At 34.7% G+C, this 23,286-nt stretch carries 20 protein-coding genes; 17 read left to right on the top strand and 3 right to left on the bottom strand.

Annotation, left to right across the window (positions count from 1 at the left end):
• Positions 1 to 6 precede the first annotated feature (6 nt).
• The 13 genes from G630_RS0102830 (at position 7) to rfbD (ending at position 13,561) form a co-directional block, all read left to right on the top strand.
• Positions 7 to 1,161 (top strand): glycosyltransferase WbsX family protein, encoded by a 1,155-nt coding sequence (locus G630_RS0102830; RefSeq protein ID WP_026497687.1) that lies wholly within the window; start codon positions 7 to 9, stop codon positions 1,159 to 1,161.
• A 30-nt stretch (positions 1,162 to 1,191) separates the two neighbouring features.
• Positions 1,192 to 2,502, top strand: a complete 1,311-nt coding sequence (locus G630_RS0102825; protein ID WP_026497686.1) for a hypothetical protein — start codon at positions 1,192 to 1,194, stop codon at positions 2,500 to 2,502.
• Between the two features lie 500 nt (positions 2,503 to 3,002).
• Positions 3,003 to 3,785 carry an O-antigen ligase family protein gene (locus G630_RS24970; RefSeq protein WP_196805733.1) on the top strand — a complete coding sequence of 261 codons (783 nt, stop codon included), beginning with the start codon at positions 3,003 to 3,005 and terminating at the stop codon, positions 3,783 to 3,785.
• Between the two features lie 20 nt (positions 3,786 to 3,805).
• On the top strand, positions 3,806 to 4,846 hold the full coding sequence (locus G630_RS0102815) for a polysaccharide pyruvyl transferase family protein (protein ID WP_026497684.1): 1,041 nt from the start codon (positions 3,806 to 3,808) through the stop codon (positions 4,844 to 4,846).
• A gap of 7 nt (positions 4,847 to 4,853) precedes the next feature.
• Complete coding sequence (locus G630_RS0102810; RefSeq protein ID WP_026497683.1) at positions 4,854 to 6,353, top strand: lipopolysaccharide biosynthesis protein; 1,500 nt, start codon at positions 4,854 to 4,856, stop codon at positions 6,351 to 6,353.
• Positions 6,354 to 6,358: 5 nt separating this feature from the next.
• Positions 6,359 to 7,318, top strand: a complete 960-nt coding sequence (locus tag G630_RS0102805; protein ID WP_044958445.1) for a Coenzyme F420 hydrogenase/dehydrogenase, beta subunit C-terminal domain — start codon at positions 6,359 to 6,361, stop codon at positions 7,316 to 7,318.
• Positions 7,315 to 7,506: a 4Fe-4S binding protein gene (locus G630_RS0102800; RefSeq protein ID WP_044958442.1), complete on the top strand. Its 192-nt coding sequence runs from the start codon at positions 7,315 to 7,317 to the stop codon at positions 7,504 to 7,506. Before G630_RS0102805 ends, G630_RS0102800 begins: the two co-directional genes overlap by 4 nt.
• A 103-nt stretch (positions 7,507 to 7,609) precedes the next feature.
• Positions 7,610 to 9,421, top strand: a complete 1,812-nt coding sequence (locus G630_RS0102795; RefSeq protein ID WP_196805732.1) for a CotH kinase family protein — start codon at positions 7,610 to 7,612, stop codon at positions 9,419 to 9,421.
• Positions 9,411 to 10,100 (top strand): polyphosphate polymerase domain-containing protein, encoded by a 690-nt coding sequence (locus G630_RS0102790; RefSeq protein ID WP_026497679.1) that lies wholly within the window; start codon positions 9,411 to 9,413, stop codon positions 10,098 to 10,100. Before G630_RS0102795 ends, G630_RS0102790 begins: the two co-directional genes overlap by 11 nt.
• 14 nt (positions 10,101 to 10,114) lie before the next feature.
• Positions 10,115 to 10,783, top strand: a complete 669-nt coding sequence (locus G630_RS0102785; RefSeq protein ID WP_026497678.1) for a DUF4956 domain-containing protein — start codon at positions 10,115 to 10,117, stop codon at positions 10,781 to 10,783.
• A 64-nt stretch (positions 10,784 to 10,847) separates the two neighbouring features.
• Positions 10,848 to 11,585 carry an acyltransferase gene (locus G630_RS25255; protein ID WP_049946058.1) on the top strand — a complete coding sequence of 246 codons (738 nt, stop codon included), beginning with the start codon at positions 10,848 to 10,850 and terminating at the stop codon, positions 11,583 to 11,585.
• 22 nt (positions 11,586 to 11,607) lie between these two features.
• On the top strand, positions 11,608 to 12,687 hold the full coding sequence (gene rfbB, locus G630_RS0102775) for a dTDP-glucose 4,6-dehydratase (protein ID WP_026497677.1): 1,080 nt from the start codon (positions 11,608 to 11,610) through the stop codon (positions 12,685 to 12,687).
• Between the two features lies 1 nt (position 12,688).
• Positions 12,689 to 13,561, top strand: coding sequence for a dTDP-4-dehydrorhamnose reductase (gene rfbD / locus G630_RS0102770; protein ID WP_026497676.1), 873 nt, complete (start codon positions 12,689 to 12,691; stop codon positions 13,559 to 13,561).
• A 55-nt stretch (positions 13,562 to 13,616) separates the two neighbouring features.
• Here rfbD and G630_RS0102765 read toward each other — a convergent pair whose 3' ends face one another.
• The 3 genes from G630_RS0102765 to G630_RS0102755 form a co-directional block, all read right to left on the bottom strand.
• Positions 13,617 to 14,936, bottom strand: coding sequence for an Ig-like domain-containing protein (locus G630_RS0102765; RefSeq protein ID WP_026497675.1), 1,320 nt, complete (start codon positions 14,934 to 14,936; stop codon positions 13,617 to 13,619).
• Positions 14,937 to 14,988: 52 nt separating this feature from the next.
• Positions 14,989 to 16,110 carry an O-antigen ligase family protein gene (locus G630_RS0102760; RefSeq protein ID WP_155831913.1) on the bottom strand — a complete coding sequence of 374 codons (1,122 nt, stop codon included), beginning with the start codon at positions 16,108 to 16,110 and terminating at the stop codon, positions 14,989 to 14,991.
• 351 nt (positions 16,111 to 16,461) lie between these two features.
• On the bottom strand, positions 16,462 to 18,243 hold the full coding sequence (locus tag G630_RS0102755; RefSeq protein WP_026497673.1) for an Ig-like domain-containing protein: 1,782 nt from the start codon (positions 18,241 to 18,243) through the stop codon (positions 16,462 to 16,464).
• A gap of 293 nt (positions 18,244 to 18,536) precedes the next feature.
• Between G630_RS0102755 and G630_RS0102750 the strand changes: the two genes are divergently transcribed.
• From G630_RS0102750 to G630_RS23280, 4 genes are all read left to right on the top strand, one after another.
• Positions 18,537 to 19,259 carry a Wzz/FepE/Etk N-terminal domain-containing protein gene (locus G630_RS0102750; protein ID WP_026497672.1) on the top strand — a complete coding sequence of 241 codons (723 nt, stop codon included), beginning with the start codon at positions 18,537 to 18,539 and terminating at the stop codon, positions 19,257 to 19,259.
• Positions 19,256 to 19,972 (top strand): CpsD/CapB family tyrosine-protein kinase, encoded by a 717-nt coding sequence (locus G630_RS0102745; RefSeq protein WP_026497671.1) that lies wholly within the window; start codon positions 19,256 to 19,258, stop codon positions 19,970 to 19,972. The genes G630_RS0102750 and G630_RS0102745 overlap by 4 nt, the downstream gene beginning before the upstream one ends.
• Before the next feature lie 72 nt (positions 19,973 to 20,044).
• Positions 20,045 to 21,118 carry a hypothetical protein gene (locus tag G630_RS0102740; protein ID WP_196805731.1) on the top strand — a complete coding sequence of 358 codons (1,074 nt, stop codon included), beginning with the start codon at positions 20,045 to 20,047 and terminating at the stop codon, positions 21,116 to 21,118.
• A 68-nt stretch (positions 21,119 to 21,186) separates the two neighbouring features.
• Positions 21,187 to 23,283, top strand: coding sequence for a glycosyltransferase (locus G630_RS23280; protein ID WP_049946057.1), 2,097 nt, complete (start codon positions 21,187 to 21,189; stop codon positions 23,281 to 23,283).
• Positions 23,284 to 23,286: the final 3 nt, after the last annotated feature.

The following is a 23,286-nucleotide window of genomic DNA, read 5'->3' as shown; positions in this document are numbered from 1 at the left end:
AGAAGTATGAAAGTAATAGCGTTTTATTTACCACAGTTTCACGATATACCGGAAAATGATGAGTGGTGGGGAAAAGGATTCACAGAGTGGGTTAATGTTAAGAAAGCAAAACCATTATATGAAGGCCATGAGCAGCCGCGTGTACCGCTTAATGATAATTACTATAATCTGCTTGATGATGATGTGAAGGTTTGGCAGGCTAAAATTGCTAAAGAACATGGCATTTATGGTTTTTGCTACTATCATTATTGGTTTAATGGTAAAAAGCTTTTGGAAAAACCAATGGAGCAGATGCTTGCAAATAAAAATGTAGATTTGCCTTTCTGTGTTTGCTGGGCAAATGAGCCTTGGACAAAGGCGTGGGTTGGTAAAAAGGAAGTGCTTCTTCCTCAGCATTATGGTGATGAAAAGGAATGGAAAGAGCATTTTGATTACTTGCTGCCTTTCTTTAAAGATGAAAGATATATCTTATCTGACGGTAAGCCGTTAATGGTAATCTATAGAGCAGAAGTTATTCCGAGAATGAATGATATGCTTGATTATTGGGATGCCCTGGCAAAAGAAAATGGACTAAATGGTATGACTTATGCTTACCAGGATGTAGCATTTGATTTTATCGAGGATAAGGATGACAGCAGATTCACATATAATATAGAATTCCAGCCCGCATATTCATGGATGGACATGGTAGATAAATCCAAGATAAAGGGATCTAAGGTATGGAAGAAAATGCGTTCTGCAAAAAGAAATCTTTATGTATCTATTGAACATTTGACGGGATTCGATGTTGAAAGGAAACTTAAGAAGAGTAACGTAAAAGAGGTTGCAAAGGTAGACTTTGATGAGGCTTGGCAGACTATTTTGGATAGGCAGCCTAATAGTGAGAAAAATGTTCCCGGAGCTTTTGTTGGATGGGATAATACTCCCAGAAAAGGTGCCAATGGTAAAGTATATGTTGGAGATACGCCGGAAAAGCTTAAGAAATACATGACACAGCAGATACGTAATGCAAAAGAAAAGTACAATAAAGATATGATCTTTATGTATGCTTGGAATGAATGGGCTGAAGGTGGCTATTTGGAACCTGATACTCGAAATGGGTATGGCAACCTTGAAGCAATTAGGGATGCATTAAAAGCAAATGATGAGTTCCCGTGGTAAAAAATTCAGATAAGTTATTGAGAATTTAAAATGAAGAGTATCAATCTGTCAAACAACAAATACATAATAACTGTATCCTATGGTAATTACACAAAAAGTAACGGTGGTACAGATAAAGTTATATTTACTCATCAAAAGATGCTGAATGATAAAGGAGTTTCAGTGATTCATTTGTGCCCATTATTCAGAATAGGAATGCACTTTAAGGTTAAAACTGATAGAATATGGCAGATTCTGGTTGATGGGATATTTCATGGATATTGTTATACCGAGGAATTATGCAAGGAATTATACAGATTAAGTAAAGAAGGCATAGAACCTAGTAACATCTTCATTCATCATCTAAGAGATGTGAATATAGATGAATTAACCACCATAGTTAAGTATATAGATGTGCCGATATATTTTTACCTGCATGACTATATGACAGTTTGTTGCTCTGCCGGTCTTATAAATGATAAAGAAGAATTTTGTGGCCCGGAAGAACCTTCAGATATCAAGTGTGCAAACTGCAGTTATCGTAAGAACGGGAATTATCAAAGAGAAGAAAAGACAAAAGAGTTTTTAAAATGTTTTAGCAATAGGATTACTTTTATTGCTCCATCAGATGCTGCAAAAAAAGTATGGGTACATACTTATAAAGAATATGAGGGTAAAGTAAAGACTATCTATCATCAAAAGCAAATTGGGCAATATGAAGGAAACCATGAATTATTACGCGATGATGAGCCTCTTAAGATAGCATTTGTCGGATATCAAAGTCCTCTTAAGGGATGGAACATATGGAAAAAAGCTATTGAGAAATGCCATGCAGAATCTCTTAACGAGATGTTCTATCAGTTTGGCAGAGTACAGGATCATATGGATTTTGTGGAAGAGGTAGGCGTTGATTATAGATCTGACAAAGAATCAATGGTGGCAAAGCTCAGAGATAATGGAATACATGTGGCAGTACTTTGGTCTATATGGCCTGAAACATATAGTTACACATATTATGAAGCTTCCGCATCAAACGCATTTATCTTGACTAATGCGGAAAGTGGAAACATGGCAGATCAGGTTGTTAGAAATGAAAATGGTATTGTTGCAGATAATAAGGATGATCTTACCAATATATTACTGAATGAAAAGGCGCTCAGGGAAAAAGTTAACGAATTCAGAAGAAGCGAATATATAAGTACTGAAAAACTTGAAGAAAATGATGATTTGTTGACGCTTATAGGGGATAGAAAAAGAATTGATAAATCATTCGATTTAGGTAATGATTGCGGAGAAACAATTGAGCTAGTATATTATAAACTTGTCAATGAAGTCTATGGACTGCTTAAAAGAAAGAAATAAAAATAATGATTAAACGGTATTATTTAATTGATGAAGAAAAACTTTTGATATGGCTAGCGTGCTTTTTCCTGGTTTTACATGCATTTTCGCAAGGACTGCAAACAAAAATTTTCAGGTCACCTATTGTAGCACCTATATTGTTTGCGGTTACTATATGCATTTTTCTATCTAAATGCAATAAGAAGATATATTTTAAAGACATTGTTGTAGTACTAATACTATTTGTTATTTCATTTTTTAATAATGCAAATTTTTCGCATAATCAATATATACATATATATTATTATACAGTTGGCCTATTTTTTGTTTATATCGTTGCATGCAAGAGAGAGGATTGGATAGATGTAATTTTTAAAATGCTATATTTTGTCGGTTGCTTTTATGCACTTATGACATATATTACTTTTATTTTTCCGCCATTTTTCTATAGAGTAGTCGTTCCAATATTTAGTGGATCAGGATATATGGAGAAGATGATATCCCTATATTCGCAGGGATATATGACAGGATTTGCACCCCATTATAGTACGAATGCCAGTTATCTTGCATTAACATTGATTGTTCCTCTTATGGGAATACTTACTAATCCGAATCAAAAACGGAATAAAGATGTTTTTATTGCAATAATGATATTTGTGGCAATACTGTTAACCGGAAAAAGAGCTCATAGTATCTTTTCTTTGATTGCGATAATTTTAACTTATTTCATAATTAATCCAAATCTTGATTTCAAAAAATGGGCAAAGCTGTTAGGTGTAATAATAGCTGGAATTGTAATGCTTCTTATTCTTTCCAGATTTGTTCCACAGATACTAAATGTAGTCAATAGATTTATTGACTCAGCAGAAAAAGGTGATATTGAATTAGGAAGAGGTGTACAGCGTGCTTTAGCACTTTTTCTTTGGACTAAAAGTCCTATTTTTGGAATCGGCTGGGACGCATATAAGTATACTTTTTTGGATTTAACAGGAAACCTGATAAATGTTCATAATGTATATATTCAATTATTATGTGAAGTGGGTATTGTGGGATGCATTCCATTTGCCATCTTTTTTATTACTTCAATAGTAAATGGAATTCGTGTCGCAAGATATGTCTATTTCAATTGTGAAGATAATGGCACTACTATGCGTAAAATTGTATTTGCTTTGTATGAGCAGCTATTCTTTTTGATTTATTGTTTTACTGGAAATCCCTTGTATGATGAGCCGACTTTGTTTATGTACCTTAGTGGTTGTGCTGTTTCGGATTACTATTTTTATAAATTGATAAAAGGTGCATGACTTTTAGAGGAGATTACGGTATGAAATGCGGAATATTAACATTCCATTTTGCTCATAATTATGGGGCAGTTTTACAGGCATATGCTTTGAAAAATCACATAAAAAGCATGGGGCATGAAGCTGAAATTATAGATTATGTTCCTGAGCATCTAAAAAGGTTTTATTCGAACAACCCTTTTGTAAATGGTAAAAGGCTTCGAAGTGTTTCTAAGCAGATAATTAGGATTCATAAGAATAAAATGCAGTTTAAAAGATTTGGTGCTTTTATTTCTGATGAGCTGCTTGATGAGAGTTCTTTTGATGCTGATTTATTATTATGTGGAAGCGATCAGATTTGGAATAACCAAATTACAGGCAACAGCCCTGAATATTTTGCCGGGGTTGGCAATTATAAGAGAATTGCTTCTTACGCAGCAAGTTTTGGCAGTTCAGAGCTTGATGAGTATCAAAAGGATTGTATAAAAAAGTATTTACCTGGATATTCCGGGATTTCACTCAGAGAAGGTGATCTTCTTGGAAAAGTATCTGAGCTATCCGGTAAGGATGTCGAGTTGGTAATGGATCCTGTTTTCTTAATGGATAAACAGGAGTGGCATTCTTTTTCAAATAAGGCAATCAATAATTACGAAACAGATTATATCTTATATTACGCATTGAGAAATGATGATGAACTAAAGGATAAGGCAAAAAAACTATCAGAAAAACTTAGCGTAAAAGTTTATTGTATTCATCCTACAGGTAAGGATCTTAAAACAGAGTTTACACAGTTATATGATGTTGGGCCATATGAATTTGTAAACCTAATAGAAAATGCAAAATATATTGTAACAAATTCATTTCATGCGATGGCATTCTCTACTATTTTTGGCAAGAAGGCTATTTATAAAGCCTATTCAAAGACAGAATCCAGAGTTCCCAGTTTGTTAAAAATATGTGATGCTAAGTCTTCTGAGGAAGAAGGCGTAGATTGTTATGATTTAGCGCGGGTGGATAAAAAGAAATTAGATGAGAAAATAGCTAGTTCAAAATCTTTTTTGAAAACCGTTTTAGATAAAGTATGAGGAAAGTATGAGTAGAAAGAAAAAGTATTACAACATTTTTTTTAGTTTTGGAAGTCAGTTTATTATTATTTCGCTGGGGTTAATTGTACCAAGAATTATTCTGACCGGCTATGGATCTGATACAAATGGATTGACAAGTACGGTGACTCAGATATTTACATATATGGCATTGCTTGAGGCTGGAATAGGTCAGGCCACAAGAAATGCACTTTATAAGCCGGTTAGCGAAAAGAACAAAGGTGAGATTTCAAAGATCATGTCCGTTTCCAGGCATTATTATAGGAAAGTAACAGTTTTTTATGGACTTATAGTTGTTCTATTAGCAGCTCTTTTACCATTTGTAATAAAAAGTAAGATTAGTTATTTTACAATTTTTCTTGTTGTTCTGTTTGAAGGAATGACTCAGGTCATTTCTTTTTGGTTTACAGAAAACTGGATTCAGCTTTTGGTAACAGAAGGCGAAAACTATATAAAAGTTAATGTTGAGATGGTCGGCAGGCTTGCCGGGTATTTGGTCAAAATTATACTTGCATTGAATGGAGTTAACATTGCTGCAATTCAAGCGGCCTACTTCATTATTTCTTTGGTTAAGCTTTTTTACTATAGCAGATATATGAAGAAACATTATGGGTGGGTTGATTACTCGGCTGCTGATCAGAGCATAAAATTAAATGATAGAAACTCATATATAATAACAGAAATAGCCTGGACCATTTTTTCGTCCACAGATATGATAATTCTTTCAATTTATGCCTCTACTGAGATGGCAAGTGTTTATTCTATATATAATCTTGTTTTCATGAATTTGAATTATTTATTACAAGCAGTCTACTTAAGTACTCAGTATATTTTGGGGCAGAATTATTATGAGAACAAAGAAAAATATATAAAGACACATGATCTGTTTAATTCGATTTATCTTGGAATAATGACTACATTGATGCTTGTTTCTTATTACTTAATTATTCCTTTTGTCAGAATTTATACCGATGGTGTAAAAGACATAAATTATATATATACAGCATTACCGATACTATTTTGCTTAGTTCAGATTTTATCTTGGAGCAGATTTGTTACAGGCAATCTTTCAGGTATAGCAGGATACGCAAAGATGGTTAGCAAATTATCCATGGTAGAGGCAATTATAAATGTTGTGGGGTCATTGATATTAGTAAGAAGTTATGGGATTGTTGGTGTTTTGATGGCGACAGTTATTGCACTTCCCATAAAAGTGGTATATTTGACCTGGCTTTCCGAGAAAAAAATCTTAAATAGAAATGGAATTAAAGCTGTTTCAATTTTGGGCATAAATTATTTGTTTTTTGGCTTGGGAGTTTTTGTCCATTCGCACATAAATATGAATATTTCTACAATTAAGGAGTTTGTCATTGCCGGAGCTAAGATTACTCCAATATGTTTTGTAATAGGGTTTGTTTTAAATGGTGTTGTTAACCCCAATTTGTTTCATATAGTTGCAAATAAGTGTCAAAGGATTTTAAAGAAATAAAGAGAATGAAGACATATGCTGTAATAAATAAAAATGAAGAAGTAAGGAAATTATCACGATCAGGTGGTATTTTTACAGCACTTTCAGATGAAATTCTGAACCGTGGTGGTGTGATATATGGTTGTGTATTAGATGAGAATTTCAGTGCAAAACACATCAGAGCTACAACCTTTAAAGAGCGTGATCTTATGCGCGGGTCCAAATACATCCAAAGCATAATTGGAGACTCTTTTAAACAGGCAAAAGTTGATTTGGATAACGGATTGGATGTCTTGTTTTCAGGGACATCTTGCCAGATTGCAGGGCTAAAGAATTATTTGCGTAAGGATTATGATAATCTTGTATGCTTGGATATTTTATGCCATGGGGTTCCAAGCCCGGCCGTTTGGAAGAAATATTTGGAATGGGTATCAAATCGCTTAAAATCAAAGATTATTAGTGCAAATTTTAGGAATAAGCTTGAATATGGATGGAGAGCTCATTACGAGACTATAACAGGTTTAAATGGTAAACAGTTTCATGGCAGAGTCTTTTTTCATATTGCTTATGTTGAGAATTTTGTAAGACCATCCTGCTATGAATGTAAATATGCTGATATCAGACACCCTGCAGATATTACTATTGGTGATTATTGGGGGATAGAAAAAGCTTATCCTGCATTTGACGATAATAAGGGTGTTTCATTAGTTCTTATAAATACTACAAAAGGGCAGGCCATATTTGATAGCGTAAAGGATAATATTTTTTATTCAGAGACAAAGATTGAAGATTCATTACAACCTGTTTTAAAGGGACCATTTTCAAGACCTGAAAATAGAGATAAGTTTTGGAATGATTTTTCAAAATATCCATTCACCTTAATTGCATATAAGTATGGTGAATATGGAGTAATAAATAAATATAAAAAGCGTATAGGATATAAAATAAATGCTTTATCTAACAGAGTATTCGGAGTGAAAAAATGATGGTTCTTTACAAAAGAAAAGAAGAGTGTTGTGGTTGCTTTGCGTGCTATTCTGTTTGCCCACGAGAAGCAATAATTATGCAGGATGATGAAGAAGGCTTTGCTTATCCAATAATTGATAATGATTTATGTGTTGATTGTGGATTGTGCTCAAAAGTCTGTCCTATAAAAAATGTCATCAAGAACTGACAGGCATGTTTTTTGCAGGAAAAATAATAAATAATCAAATGAAATTGTATTCAGAACATTATTTGAGATCTTAGGTTGAGGAAGTAACAAACATATGCAAAATATGAAATGCAAAATTTTTCTTATAATCTTTGCGCTTTTAGCTATTGGTATTTCGTTGGGAGCTTATTTCATTAATGATAATGATGATGCTGTCATATCAGAAATACAGTGCTATATACAAGGGGATGAAAAAATAAAACTATTTAGAGAAGAGAACACATTATATGCCTTTGTTCCGTCTGGGATAACGATGAATGATATGTTTTTTTCCTGTAATTCAAATAATTTAGTAATAGACGGAAAGAATGTTAATACGGGAGATTCATTTTCTGATATTGACTTGAACGTAGGTAATACATATAAGCTGAAATTTAGAAGAAAAGTATATGATTTTGTTGTTTTGAAATCTGAGAATGTATCGACGTTTTTTATATCTAATGCGAGTGGAGATTTTACTGAAGTTATTGATGATAAAAAGAACAAGGAACCTATTAGACTCAGTGTTTTGGACGTTAATGGAAATAATGAATACAGTGGGATTGGGGCTGTAAAGGGAAGAGGAAATTCTACATGGGTTTTGGATAAGAAACCATTTAATCTGTATTTTGATGAAATGGTTTCTCTTTTGGGATTTCAGGAGTCTAACAAATATTGTCTTCTTGCAAATGGTTATGATCAATCCAATCTCAGAAACAAGTTGGTTTATGATTTTGCTAAAAGAGTCGAGTCAAAATGGACACCTTCCTGTGACTATGTTGATTTATATATAAATGGTGAATATTATGGATTGTATCTTCTGTCTGAAAGCGTTGAAGTCAGTGAGAATAAAATAAATATTGGTCAGGATTCCGGATATTGGTATAGTATGTCAATTCCGAGCAGACTTTCATCTTTAGATAAATATGTAATAACTGATGATGGAAGAATTGTTGAAGTAAAGTATTCTCCCAAAAAGGATTGTTCATTATTGCTGAACCATTTAAATGAATTTGAACAGAATTTGAAGGATGGCAATTATGAGCAATGGATTGATTTGGATTCATGGAGCACAAAATATCTGATAGAAGAAATATTTTTAAACTCAGATATAGCTTCTATGTATTTTTATTGGGATGATAATAGCGAAGATAGCATTATTTATGCCGGACCTCAGTGGGACTATGATAATGCACTTGGAAATGCAGCACTTAACAGAGTTAAAGTTCCGCCTACCGCTCAGCTTTTAAGTCAGGCATCCAGATTTGAGGGATATGGTAATACCTGGTTCTGTGAGTTGGCAAAGAATAAATCATTTATCAGTGTTATTGAGAATAAGTACAGGGAGGAATATCGTCCTCTTATTGATGAGATTATAAATGATGAGTTTGATCAACTGACAAAACGTATAGAAAAGGCCTCTTATTCTAATTCCGTACGATGGAAATCAATGTATGACAGTTTTATTTATAATGATTCGCCGGAAGAAATAAAAAATTACCTGATAGACAGAATATCATTTCTTAATTCAAAATGGATTGATAATGAGGAATGGATTTCAGTAAGGCTAAACAGGGGAGCGGGAAAAAGTTATTTATACTATTCAAAAAAAATAGGTGATAATCTTAATACGCTTCCTAATGGTGAAGAAGCAGACGTACTTGATTTTTCATATTGGGAAGATGAGTACTCCGGAGAAAAATGTTTATCCGATGAAAAACTTTGTAAAGATACATTTCTAAAGGCCATAAAAACAAGTGATGCAAATGGAACAGGATCTGATTGGAAAAGAATTATAACAAAAGAAAATGTATTCTGCTTTGGTATGTGTTTTCTTTTTTCCGGTTTTCTGGTGGGAATGGCTATTATAGATTGGAGGCGAAATTTTGGGAGATAAATATCGGCATGAATATAAATACCTTGTAACAGATCAGCAGATAGAAATTCTCAAACAGCGTCTGAACTATTTGATTCCGGTTGATCCACATGCAGGTGAAAACAAGTCATACAATATTAGATCATTATATTTTGATGACTATTATAATAGATGCTATTACGAGAATTTAAACGGAACTGATCCCAGAGAAAAATTCAGGATAAGAATCTATAACGGTAGCTCCTCAAGAATCACACTGGAATGTAAGCGCAAGGAGAGAGGAAAGACATTAAAGACTTCAACATCTCTTTCGGTAGAACAGTGTGAGCAGCTGATGAGAGGACAACCTATTGTTGAGGATATTGATAATCAACATCCGGTGCTTCGAAAGCTTACAATGAACATGTTGCTTAGTAATATGAGGCCGGCTATCATTGTTGGGTATGACAGGATTCCCTATATTTATGAAATGGGAAATGTAAGAGTTACTATTGATATGAATTTGTTTTCTTCAACAAACCTTGATAGATTTCTTGCCGGCAATTTGAGTCAAAGACCGGTTATGCCTAGAGGTCATCATTTGTTGGAGGTAAAGTGGGATGAGTTTATTCCTGATATGATTTATCGCGCATGTCAGCTTGATAATCTTCATCAAACTGCTTATAGTAAATATTTTTTATGTAGACAATACAATATGTAGGAGGTTTTTATAGTATGGAAAAAATATTTAAAAAGTCATTTTTGGAAGGATATGCCAGCGTTGATATTACTGTAGAGTCTGTAGTATTAGCACTTGCTATAACATTTTTGATAGGTTTATATATTTTCTTTGTATATCGAGTAGTTACAAGGAAAACATTTTATTCTAAGAACTTTAATATTTCACTTGTTGGAGTTGCCCTTATTACCTCAGCGATTATTGTTACTATTCAATCATCGGTTGTTGTCAGCCTGGGTATGGTAGGTGCTCTTTCAATTGTAAGATTTAGAACAGCAATAAAAGACCCCATGGATCTTATGTTCCTTTTCTGGTCTATTTCGGTGGGTATTATATGTGGTGCAGGATTCGCGATTTTTGCAGTTTTGCTTTCTGCAGCAATAACAGTTACTATTTTGGGCCTTGACTGGCTTCCTGTCGCTAAAGCGCCGATGATTTTGGTGATAAACTGTACGGATATTGATGCGGAAGAAAAAATAATGAGTCGAATAAAGAATTATGTAAATCATTTTTCTATAAAATCCAGAAATCTTACGACAACCTCCTTGGATTTAACAGTTGAACTTCGTACAGAAAATGGAGGAAAGCTGGTCAGGGATATTATTGATGTTGATGGTGTTACTTCAGCAAATCTGCTCCAACATAATGGAGAAGTAACATTTTAATTAAATACATAAGAGCTTATTTTGATATAGCTGATTTACATCTATAAGGGAGAAGAATTGTAGAATGGGCTTTATAAAGAAAATTGGGAGAAAGCTGGCCCCATATTTATTTGTTCTTATAATTTTAGCTTTACTGTTATCTGTTTTTTTTATTGATAATATAAAAAGTATTTTAATTTTACTGATTGTTGCTTTTATAACATATAGTATAATTTCTCGTACCGCTTGGTTTAAGCAATATGTATTAAACAGATTAAGAGGAGCGTTCTGGCATATTTATTTAAAAAGTGGAAGACACTTAAATGTTGCTGCAAATGTAAAGTTTTTAAATCCTTCAAAAATCACTTTAGGCGAGCATGTAGATGTCGCTGAAAATGTTGCATTTTGCCCTTTGAATAATATTGGAGAAACTAAATATCCATCTGAAATAATAGTTGGAAATAGAGTTCATTTCGGACCTTTTGATCGAATAGCTTCCATGGAAAAGGTAACAATAGAAGATGATGTCCTTTTTGCTGCGTTTGTACATGTTACGGACCATTCGCATGAATATAGAAAGGCAGGTGTTCCTGTTTGGCAGCAAGGTGTTTATTCTGAGGGCCCGGTTGTAATTAAAAGAGGTGCGTGGTTAGGGTTTGGATGCCATGTATTATCAGGAGTTACTATTGGGGAATTTTCTATAGTTGGAGCCAATTCGACTGTGACTAAGAGTATTCCGCCATATAGTGTTGCAGTAGGAAGTCCAGCAAGAGTGGTCAAACGGTTTAATTTTGATACGAATACGTGGGAAAGCGTTAAATAGAGATACAGAAAGGGAAATACACATGAGAACATACTTAGTAACAGGAGGAGCTGGATTTATCGGCTCTAACTATATTCATTATATGTTTAAGAAATATGATAATGAAATCCGAATTATTAATGTTGATAAATTAACATATGCAGGAAACCTTGAGAATCTTAAGGATATTGAGCAGAGGGAGAACTATACCTTTATTAAGGCCGATATTTGTGATAAGGATGCTATAAGTAAGATTTTTGCTGAAAATGACATCGACAGGGTTGTTCATTTTGCAGCAGAGTCACATGTGGATCGTTCTATAAAGAATCCCGAGGTATTTGTTCAGACTAATGTGCTGGGCACTGCGGTAATGCTTAATTGTGCTAAGGCAGCATGGGAACTTCCCGATGGATCTTTCAAGAATGGAAAGAAGTTCCTGCATGTTTCAACAGATGAGGTATATGGATCCCTGCCGGATGATGATAATGCATTTTTCTATGAGACTACTCCGTATGATCCTCATTCACCATACTCAGCTTCAAAGGCATCTTCCGATATGCTTGTAAAAGCATATATGGATACATATAAGTTCCCAGCGAACATCACAAATTGCTCAAATAACTATGGACCATATCAGTTCCCTGAGAAACTGATTCCGCTTATCATAAATAATGCTCTCCAGGGAAAAGATCTTCCCGTATATGGAGATGGTAAAAATGTCCGTGACTGGTTATATGTTGAAGATCATGCCAAGGGAATTGATATGGTTCAGGAGAAGGGAAAACTTTTTGAGACCTACAATATTGGTGGACATAATGAAAAACAGAATATTCAGATTATACACATTATAATAGACACACTTCAGGAGATGCTTCCGGAGGGAGATTCCCGTAAGGAACTTGTTTCAGAAAAACTTATTAAATATGTAACAGATAGAAAAGGACATGACAGAAGATATGCGATTGCTCCAGATAAGATTAAGGCTGAGATAGGCTGGGAACCTGAAACTTGTTTTGAAGTAGGAATCAAAAAAACAATAGCGTGGTTCTTCGAACATGAGGATTGGATGAAAAATGTAACTTCAGGCGACTATCAGAAATATTATCAGGAGATGTATAAATAATATGCGTAAGGTATTAGTTACAGGTTGCAATGGGCAGCTTGGGAGAGCGATAAGGCAGGTATATGATAAAGAAGTTGAGTTCATACTGACTGACGTTGTAGAAGGAGAGGAAATCACTTCACTTAATATCATGGAACTTGAAGAGGTTATTTCTTTTGCAATGGAGAAAAAGCCGGATGTTATTATCAACTGTGCAGCAGCAACTAATGTAGATGGATGTGAGAAGGACTGGGATTTTGCATATAAGCTTAATGCACTTGGACCACGTAATCTTGCAATTGCAGCAAGCATGGTAGATGCTAAGCTGGTGCATATTAGTACGGACTACGTTTTTCCGGGAAATGCTTCGAAACCAATCACAGAATTCGATATTCCGGCACCAATCAGTGCTTATGGCAAAACAAAGTATGAAGGGGAAAAGTTTGTCCAGCAATTTGCCAGCAAGTGGTTTATCGTTCGGACCGCATGGCTGTATGGAGATGGAAAGAATTTTGTAAAAACTATGATTAATCTTTCCCAAAATCATGACGAGCTATCTGTTGTATGCGATCAGTTTGGATCACCAACCTCTGCACTTGAGCTTGCCAGAATGATTCATCATATAGAGCCAACATCAAATTATGGAATATTTCATGGAACGTGCGAAGGAGATACTAACTGGGCCGATTTCACAGAGGAAATATTCAGACTAAAGGGAATAGATGTAAAAGTTAATCATGTGACGAGCGAAGAGTATAAAGCTATGAATCCCAACTCGGCAGATAGACCTCATTACAGTATTCTTGATAACTATATGCTGAGACTTACGACAGATTATACTATGGCCAATTGGCATGATGCTCTTAAAGAATATCTTAGTACATTTAAAGGATAATTATTTAAAGGTTCCAATCAAATAAAAGATTGGAACCTTTTTTAATCTGGTAAATTTACTTGAAAAGTTTAATTAACTTTGCACCATCTCTCTTATACTTGTATTCGTCATTGGGAATAGTATGACACCAAAGTGTTTTGGGAGTAGTGGTAAGTGAAAGACTTCTGCTTGTTACAATTTGAATAACATTATTGTTATCACCATTTGCAAATTTAGTATCAATACCACCTTCTGTTGTAAGGATATTGGACGAATAATCTTCCTTTACCCAAACCTTGTAGGCGCATGCGAAATATTTATAATCACTGTTATTTATCGGTTTTCTTTCGCCCCAATAGTGGAATGCATAATTGTTTAGATCGGTTGCGTTCAGTTTGATTTCTACATGATCGGGAAAATAGCTTATATTTTCGCAATCACGATGAACCCGTGAAGACCACGGGAGCTTATACAGTTTTAACCCTTGTGGGTAGCGTTGTCTATCAACGACTATCCATTTTTTCTGGCTGGAAGAATACGCAAATAATGCAATTTGGCCGAGACATATTGTAAAATCCCGGTTCATCTTTTTCCCGGATTCAAGATAAATAGCACCAATACTTACTGCTGAAGTGTGCTTTGGAGTTGTATATCCAAGAATACGTCCGTAGTTTCTATGACACTCTCTGGAAAAATCAGACATGGCTTCCGAAGGGGTATTCATGGAGCAATATATCGGATCATTAGCTAAATCAGAAGGTATTATATGATCTACAAGGTCATCTTTATAATCACCAGAAACAGTTACTTTGCATTTTGCTGATTTTTTACCTACTATAGCAGTAATTGTAGTTGTTCCTTTGGAAATGGGAGATATTATTCCATTATCTATGGTTGCAACAGATTTATTACTGGAACGCCATATTACTTTGCTGTTCGTGGCATATTCAGGATCAGTTTTTACTGTGAGTTTATATATCATTCCCAGTTTTAAGTGAATACTTTTTCTTGAAAGACGAACGGAGTTAACTTTGAGAGACTTGACTACTTTTAAGGCTAGGATCGATTTTTTGTTTCCGCTTTTTGTGGTTATCGTGATTTTTGCGTTTCCGGCTTTCAAGCTTTTGATCAAGCCGGTATCACTTACAGTTGCTACATCGTCGTTGTTGGAAGAATATCTCAAATCGCTTAGATTTATAGCTTTGGTGCCACTGATTGAAATGATTTGTACTTTTGATCCTTTTTCAATTTGGATTGTGTTACGTTTGCCTTTTTTCGTTAAAGTTGAAGTAATATAATAATCTGTTCTTTTGGCGAAAACGGGAATCGATGGAAATGCATACTGCAATAGGGTAAAAGCAATTAGTATGCACATACAACGTTTAATAATTTTCATAAGAACTTGCACTCCTTTTATGTTTGCAGGTTGATATGGATTATTAGAAAAATCATTCTTTAAGCTGCTTAAGCAATACTAATGACAAGTATATATACAGCATTAAAAATGAGGGCATGTTTATAGTACTTAAAGTGCATAATAAATATGATGGCAATATCAAAGAAAATGTATATGTTGATGTGGTTTTTGAGACTTTAAGGCATTTTAACATGATGAAAAACCAAAAAAATATAAGGATACAATATGCTAAAAAACCGATTATACCTTCTGAAACAAAAATTTCAACAAGACCAACATCTATAGTGGAATAGTTATACCAATGTCCTTGCCATTTATACATTACCTCTTTGCGCATTTGTGCGCCTGAGCCAAGACCAAAAAGAGGATTTTTAGATAAAGCATATCCAATACCACTAAATTGGGAGGATCTTGACAATACACCACCTGTGGAGTTGCCACCATATCCTACTGTGGAATCTGGAGAATCTTCATTCAAATCATAATTAAAGCCGGCTTCATTAAGTAATGACTTTGCGGTTCCCTCATAATAATATTTAATACGAGGGGTTTGGCACATCAGTAAAATGAATAGCAAAAGAAAGTTTGAAATACATAAAAAATGCTTGATAAAAGACTTGCGTTCCGATTTATCAAATAGTCTTACTATAGAATATAATATGATTATAAATGCTATAAATATCATATCAGATCGTGAACCGGAATGAATAATTGCAAGTATATTTAATGGTGATATACAAACATAAATAAGCTTTTTGGTTACGTGATAGAGAAATAAAATGAGAGGGAACACCAAAACGCACATATTGCCAAAAAAACCGGGGAGTCCCATTGTTGTAGTGGCGCGAAGTAACCCAAGACGTATATAGTGATCATTAAGGATATCTCTGGATACAGTATAAAGATAATCAAAAGGGCGGAAATAGGAAAAACTTTCATTTATTCCAATAAAAAATAGTATTGTAGCAGGCCAGACAATACACTTAATTATCTTTATGAAATCTCTTTTTGCAGGATCAACAAGATATAAACCAATTATCAAACCTAACTGCTCAAATATTATAAGAAAAATAGTTTTTATTGGTTGTGAATATGTTGTGATATAGTAAATATTTGATATAATGCGTAGCAAAAAATAACCTGCAAAAAACAAGCATTCCTTCGTGATGCTATGAATACTAAGTTTGCTATGGGCACTAATGTTTCGTCTATTAACAAAGACAAAAATATAAAAGACGAGATATAATAATCTGCTGACTGTTACCAATGGGAGTGAAGCAGAAAACTCGATTGCATAATATTCCGGTAAAAACAACATACAGGGAATAAAGAAATAGATGAACTGTCCTTTTGCGAAAAAATAAATTGTTAAAACGATTATTATGATTGAAAAAATGATAGAAAATAAATTCATAGCTAAAACTCCTCGGAAAGATTATATCATACAATAAAAACTTCCCATACCCCCAATGGAGGGGATGGGAAGTTTTTCTATTGGCTTTTATCAATAATATAAGTTGAGAAGCTGAGTGCAATCTATGTCATGGTCATATTCGCTGTTTGGTATTGTATGACACCAGAGTGTTTTTGGTGTTGTGGTAAGGGATAAACTACGACTGGATAAAAGCTGAAGAACATTATTACTATCAGCATCTTTCGAATCTATTCCGCTTTCTGTAGTTAATTTGTTAGCAGCATAAGATTCTTTTACCCAAACCGTATAAGCGCAAGCATAATATAAATAATCGTCTTGATCTATAGGCTTTTTTACACCCCAAAAATGAAAAGCAAATCCCTCGAGATCGGATGCATTAAGCTTTACCTCCACATGATCTGAATAATATTGTATATTATCACAAGCAATGTGAATATTTGAGTTCCATGGTAATTTATATCTTTTTAGGCCGAGTGGATATGGCTGTTCATCAAGTGCCACCCATTTGTTTTGGCTCTTGGAAAATGCATATAAAGCCATTTTTCCAAGACAAATAGTATATGACGAAGACATATGCTTTTGAGATGCAAGGTAAATAGCACCAATACTGACAGCAGTAGTTTGTATGGGCGTAAGCTGATTAAGAATACGTCCGTAGTTTCTATGGCATTCAATTGAGAAGTCCGACATGGCTTCTGAGGGTAAATTCATAGAGCAATAAATCGGATCATTGATCAGGTCAGGCGGAATTTCACGTTCATATTGATTGTTTGAAGGAACGTTACCGTATGAACTGCCATAATTTTGATTGCCTCGATGTGATTGTTCCGAATTACCATTTTCACTTTGCGAAGAGTTATCCTCATTGTTCTCAGAGGAACCACCTTCCGGTACTTCAGGAGCTATAGTTTCATTTTGTGAATCATTCTCGTATGTATTATCTTCATGATTTTCTCCATAAGAAGTATCATTATTTGAACTGGCATTGTTTTGATTCGAATCGTTCTGATTCTGATATCCGGAATCCTGGTCAGAGTCTTCCGAACCGGACCCCTCCGAGCCGGAACCACCCGAGCCAGACCCCTCCGAGCCGGACCCCTCCGAGCCGGAACCACCCGAGCCGGACCCCTCCGAGCCGGACCCCTCCGAGCCGGAACCACCCGAGCCGGACCCTTCTGAATCAGACTTATCCGAACCAGAGCCATCTGAATTGGAATTATCTTTGCTTGGAGAAGTTGAGGGAGTATCAGTTACAGTAACTGTGCAGGTTGTTACTTTCTTATCAACAATAGCTGATATTTTGGCAGTGCCTGCGGAAACAGCTTTGATTTTTCCGTTTTTAACAGTGGCAACTTTTTTGTTGTTTGATTTCCAATTAACAGTACCAACTTGTGCATATGCAGGATTTAGAGATAACTGCAGTTTTTCAGAATCACCTTTTTTTATTTTTAGAGATTTATTATTGAATTTTAATGATTTTAATGGAAGATTTTTTGCGACATTTATCACAAGGAGAGATTTCTTTTTATTATCTTTAGATGTTATGGTAACCCTGGCTGTACCGGGTTTTAGGCACTTGACTGTCCCGTTTTTGCTTACACTAACAATTGTTTTTCCGCTTGTTGAATAGTTTACTTTGTTGCCGGTTAAGGTGCTATCACCAATTTGCGAATAGATTTTTAGTGTTGAGCTGTTAGCAACCAGAACGCTTTTTTGAGTTCCTTTTTTTGTGAGCTTTACAGCTACATTATAAGAAGTGTTTTTCGCAGAGGCTCGAAATGGAGATAGAAAGAACGAGACCATTATCAAAGCAAGTAATATTTTCAACGAGTTACTAATGATTTTATTCATGGATTATTATCCTACCTTTCTCGAAATACATCGCTTAGGGTTAATAATAACGAATCCCCAATCACTAACTTGGAAATATAATTCATATTTATGCATTTTAAGTAACAAAATAATTATAACATTAACATTATACTAGAAATCGTCTGTATAAAAATTTACAAAAATTGTTAGAGAAAATTCTTTTTCTTTATAAAAAAATCAATAGCTATTTTACAATAATGATGATATAATCGATTGGATTTTATGCAACTGCAAAATTATATTTGAAATAACATTTGGGGAAGGATAGGAAAATGTACAAAAACGAGTTGGAAATTGATGTTTTTAGATGCTTTAATGCGCTGTTTAAAAATATCAAGTTCATTTTATGCATCACATTTTTGTTTTTTGTTATGGGGGTTGGTTTATCACTCGAGAGTGGTAATGATACTTTTGGTGCGAATGCAACTGTTTATGCGTCAGCGGTAAATTCATATTCTGATACTGCAAATGCGGTTACAGCCATGAATGCCTATATGGATGTCGCAAAGTCATATAAAGTATGCCAGAGAGCAGCTCTTATTCTTGGAAGAAGTGATGTTGAGGCATCACAGATACAAAATAGTATTGGTATTTCATCATCAGCTGATTCCAGTGCAGCTTCTACTTTAGCCAAAACGAACGCAGCAACAATTATTACCTTTACAGCTACAACATATGATCCTGAATTGTCTATGGCAATGGCGGATGCAATGGCAGAAGCTTATACAAAAGAAATGGCAAACATTCTTCATACAGATTCCGTAAAGGTTCTTGATAATGCATATACATATTATCAGGCTTATAGCGCAAATAGAGCAGCTTGGAAAAAGAGAATAAAATTCTTTATTGCCGGATTTGTGCTTGCATGTGCCGGTGTTGTCCTTTATGAAATACTTGATAGAAAAGTACGTACTGTACGAGAGGCAACTATAAGAAACAATCTTCCTATAATAGGTGTTATTCCTGATTATAAAGATAACGAGGTGCTACATTGAAAAAATTAGAAATTTACAAGAATGATAATTATATTTTAAATGATGCATTTGATCAGGCAGTTATGAATATGCACATATTGAAAAAACAGCATGGATATAAGAGTTTTGTTATCTGTGGCTGTGAAGCGGGCGATGGGGCTACAACAGTAGCTATTAACATTGCTGCCGCACTTGCAGGTTCAGGCTGGAAAACAGTACTCATAGATGGGGATATGAGAAAAAAGAACAGATACAAGAGATTAAATGAAAATGCCAGTGTTGGTTTTTCAGATTACCTTATGGACAGAGCTCCGATCGGAAGAGTTAAGTATGAAACAACAACAGATAATCTCACATATATTCCCTGTGGTGAATTGATTGATAATCCTGTGAGATTACTTTGTTCCAGTAAGATGAATGAAGCAAAATCACAGTTGGAAGAAATGTATGATTTTATTATTTATGATATGCCTGCTGTGAATGTAGCTATGGATGCAGAAGTCATTGCAGTTTCTTCTGATGCTACTATATTGGTATCTTCTATTGGGGAGACAAGTAAAAAGGGATTGATAAATGCTGCAAATGCTTTGACTGAAGTAAAAGCAAATCTTATTGGTACTATTGTAAATAGGGCAGACATGAAACAGTATGCTTCATATCATGAAGAATACGATTATTTCCAGAATGAGAAATATATAAAGAAACTTTCAAAAGACAAGAAGAGAAAGAGATAAGGATAAGGGATGATGAGTAATAAATATACTGGAATAAAGACATTCATATTATGTCTGGGTACGGTAGTATTTATGGGGGTTAATTCTAAGATGCTTGCATTTGCTACAGGAGCAGGCATACAGCTTGGAACAGATGTTACTGAAGAGGTTGCACCCGGGACAGCTCAAAAAACAACTAATATAGAAGGAAATGGTATAGAGGACCCCAATGCTATAAATACTGATGGCGAAGTCCTCGGCGATATGCCTGAGGATGTGGCTGTTGAAGACAATGCTGTTGATGAAACAGCCGGTCAGAATACTGGTAGTACTAATGAGGCGCAAACGGAAGATGAAATAAATGCGGACTCAGCTATAGCATATATTGAAGTGAAAAATTATACAATCGAGGGAGGATTGTTAGAAGCAGGAAATGATTTGAGTATAAATCTTACCATACAAAATATCAGTTCTGCAGCCCGTGCTGAGAGTCTGGTAATGACTATGTCCAGTCAGTCAGGTATGGTATTTCCCAAATATGGAACTGACAATCAGATAGTAATAGGAACACTTCTTCCTAAAGAAAGTAAAACAATATCGATTCCCGTTACTGTTAGTTCCAAACTTGAAGCGGATTCAGCCGATTTTACCTGCAAGTTTGATTATCTTAGTTTGGAAAAGCAGATGAGCAGTACCTCTACAATGATTCTTACTACATCAAGCGGAAAGAGTCTTGCGGTAAAGAGTATAGACATAAATGCTCATGCAATACTTAATGGTAAATCACTATTAAATATCAGTTATGTCAATATGACCAATGGTAATATTACTGATGCAGAGCTGCTTATTGAAGGAAATGTATCAGATGACAGCAAGAAGATCAGATTGGATACAGTATATGCAGGCAAGACTTATACAAAAGATTACAATGTGACCTTTACTAATGCTGGAGAACAGGCAGTAAAAGTAAAACTTGTATATACGGACATTACCGGTGAAAGAATGCAAGCAGATCTTGGGACATTTAGTGTAACTGTAAGTCCGGAGGTTTCATCAAACAAGCCTAGTGGTACTAATGCAATTCTTCTTTGGGGTGGAAGAGCATTGGCGGCTGTAGTGTTATTGGCTATAGTGGGTATTTGTTTTACATATTTTAAGAAAAAATAAAATGCAAGGTATTGGGGCTACTTTTGATTTGGAAAAACAAACGAAAGTAGCCCTTTTGGGGTGTTTTAATGGATAGGATTGCAATAATATCCCCCTGTATACTACCGGTTCCTGCTAAATTGGGCGGGGCTGTCGAGGGACTTATTACTCAAATAATTGAGGATAATGAAAAGAATAAAGCCTGTAAGATCGATCTTTATTGTATTGATGATCATTCTGAATGTGAGCAGGATTATAAGTACACTGAATTTTTCAGAATAAATAAACATGCAGTTACTTCAATAGTTGATAAATTCAGTGACGCTTTTTACAGAAGAATTCCGACGGCTGGTTCAAAAAGAATACTTGATAAAGAAATATTAAAAGTGTTTGCGAAAAGAGTAAATGAGATTCGTGGGGAGTATGATGCAATTATTATTGAGAATCTTATGTCGACAGCAAATGAGATTGTGAAATATTGTAAGGGCAGATTTGAGATTCCAATTTATTTCCATATGCATAATTGTGTTGATGTATATAGAAGTCCTAAATATATATCAGAATTGGTGAAAAATGGAGTTCAGTTTATAGCTGTCAGTGAATATATAAAAGAGGAAATATTATCAAATGATAGAAATGCTTTAGTGCATGTACTTTATAACGGAGTTAAAATAACTGATTGCCAAAAGAAGGAGGATAAAAAAGACGTAGCGAATTTATTCCTTTATTCCGGAAGGATAATTCCGGAAAAGGGTGTGAAAGAGCTGGTAATTGCATTTGGCAAATTCATAGAAGAACTCGATAAATCTCAAAAAGAACAATATCGCCTTGATATAATAGGTTTTTCAAAGGAGAAGACACGCTATGAAAAGCAGGTGTTAGATATTTCGCAGAAGTATGAAGGAAATATTAAATGTATTGGGATGCTTTCTCCTGAAGAGATACTTAGGAAGTATTATGAATATGATGCAGTAATAATGCCAACAAAGAATATGGAGCCATTTGGATTGGTTGCGCTTGAAACTATATCACGCGGAATTCCGCTTATTACAACTAATTCAGGTGCTATCCCGGAGATTGTCGGTGATGGGGCTGTTATAATCGATAAGGATCATGATTTTATTGACAATATAAAAAATGCAATAAGCAGGGCATCTTTTGATTCGGATTATAGAAAAGCTGTCGCTGATAAAGGATACATACGAGCACGTTCAACAGATAAGTACAATATTAGTTTTTATTATAATAATTTTATAAAGATTGTTTCCGGTAATTCCTTTAATGAAATTATATCTGTTATCGTGCCTGTTTATAATGTTGAGGAATATATTGATAGATGTGTGGAATCCATTACTAATCAGACGTATTCCAGGCTTGAGATAATTCTGGTAGATGATGGTTCTACCGACTCATCCGGACAGATTTGTGGCAGATATGCTCAAATGGATGACAGAATTCAGGTGATACATCAGCAAAATCAAGGGCTATCAGCTGCCAGAAATACAGGACTTGAGTGCATGTCTGGAGATGTAGTGTTTTTTTGTGACAGTGATGATTATCTACAGTCGAATACACTTGAGAAAATGCTTGATAAGATGAATAGAGATCATGCAGATATTGTTGCATGTGGAATAAAAATGTTCGGGGAAAAAGAAGATTTATTTACGAGCGCTGCATGTGGCTTATGGAGTGGGCATGAAGCAGTAATTCAAATGATGAGGACAAATAATATATGCACGGTCGCTTGGAATAAATTATATAAGAAATATTTATTTGAATCTGTCAGATTTCCTGTCGGGGCTCTTCATGAAGATGAAGCAACTACATATAAGCTGGTATATAACGCAAAAATAGTATCATTTACTCCTGTTCCTTATTATAACTATTTACAAAGAAGCAGCGGCATTATGGGAGAAAATATCAGCCACCGCAGCAATTTTTATATAGAGGCTTTGCAGGAAAGAGTAAAGTATTTTTATGGGAATGAAGATAGTGAACTTACACAGCATAGCTTGATTTCATTATTAGATGGGATTAAGTATATTTATAGAAATACAGAAAATATAGATTTTCGAAAGAAACTAATAAATTTATATCGCGAGAATATTACTTGTTGGGGAATTCCCAAAGTTATGGGGATAAGGAAAGCGATGTCGTTGTTTTTATGGAATTATATAAGGTATTAAATC

Origin of the sequence: Butyrivibrio sp. WCD2001, assembly GCF_000424485.1 — a bacterium.
GTDB lineage: Bacteria > Bacillota > Clostridia > Lachnospirales > Lachnospiraceae > Butyrivibrio.
Note: the sequence above shows the minus strand (reverse complement) of the source record. Positions and strands in the feature narration are given on the sequence as shown.

Excerpts from the sequence above, each read along its gene's own strand:
- G630_RS23280 (WP_049946057.1), top strand. The coding sequence starts at position 21,187 with ATGGATAGGATTGCAATAATATCCCCCTGTATACTACCGGTTCCTGCT.
- rfbB (WP_026497677.1), top strand. The coding sequence starts at position 11,608 with ATGAGAACATACTTAGTAACAGGAGGAGCTGGATTTATCGGCTCTAAC.
- G630_RS0102825 (WP_026497686.1), top strand. The coding sequence starts at position 1,192 with ATGAAGAGTATCAATCTGTCAAACAACAAATACATAATAACTGTATCC.
- rfbD (WP_026497676.1), top strand. The coding sequence starts at position 12,689 with ATGCGTAAGGTATTAGTTACAGGTTGCAATGGGCAGCTTGGGAGAGCG.
- G630_RS0102830 (WP_026497687.1), top strand. The coding sequence starts at position 7 with ATGAAAGTAATAGCGTTTTATTTACCACAGTTTCACGATATACCGGAA.
- G630_RS0102750 (WP_026497672.1), top strand. The coding sequence starts at position 18,537 with ATGTACAAAAACGAGTTGGAAATTGATGTTTTTAGATGCTTTAATGCG.
- G630_RS0102740 (WP_196805731.1), top strand. The coding sequence starts at position 20,045 with ATGGGGGTTAATTCTAAGATGCTTGCATTTGCTACAGGAGCAGGCATA.
- G630_RS0102765 (WP_026497675.1), bottom strand. The coding sequence starts at position 14,936 with ATGAAAATTATTAAACGTTGTATGTGCATACTAATTGCTTTTACCCTA.
- G630_RS0102785 (WP_026497678.1), top strand. The coding sequence starts at position 10,115 with ATGGAAAAAATATTTAAAAAGTCATTTTTGGAAGGATATGCCAGCGTT.
- G630_RS24970 (WP_196805733.1), top strand. The coding sequence starts at position 3,003 with ATGACAGGATTTGCACCCCATTATAGTACGAATGCCAGTTATCTTGCA.
- G630_RS0102810 (WP_026497683.1), top strand. The coding sequence starts at position 4,854 with ATGAGTAGAAAGAAAAAGTATTACAACATTTTTTTTAGTTTTGGAAGT.
- G630_RS0102800 (WP_044958442.1), top strand. The coding sequence starts at position 7,315 with ATGATGGTTCTTTACAAAAGAAAAGAAGAGTGTTGTGGTTGCTTTGCG.
- G630_RS0102755 (WP_026497673.1), bottom strand. The coding sequence starts at position 18,243 with ATGAATAAAATCATTAGTAACTCGTTGAAAATATTACTTGCTTTGATA.
- G630_RS0102815 (WP_026497684.1), top strand. The coding sequence starts at position 3,806 with ATGAAATGCGGAATATTAACATTCCATTTTGCTCATAATTATGGGGCA.
- G630_RS0102805 (WP_044958445.1), top strand. The coding sequence starts at position 6,359 with ATGAAGACATATGCTGTAATAAATAAAAATGAAGAAGTAAGGAAATTA.
- G630_RS0102795 (WP_196805732.1), top strand. The coding sequence starts at position 7,610 with ATGAAATGCAAAATTTTTCTTATAATCTTTGCGCTTTTAGCTATTGGT.
- G630_RS25255 (WP_049946058.1), top strand. The coding sequence starts at position 10,848 with ATGGGCTTTATAAAGAAAATTGGGAGAAAGCTGGCCCCATATTTATTT.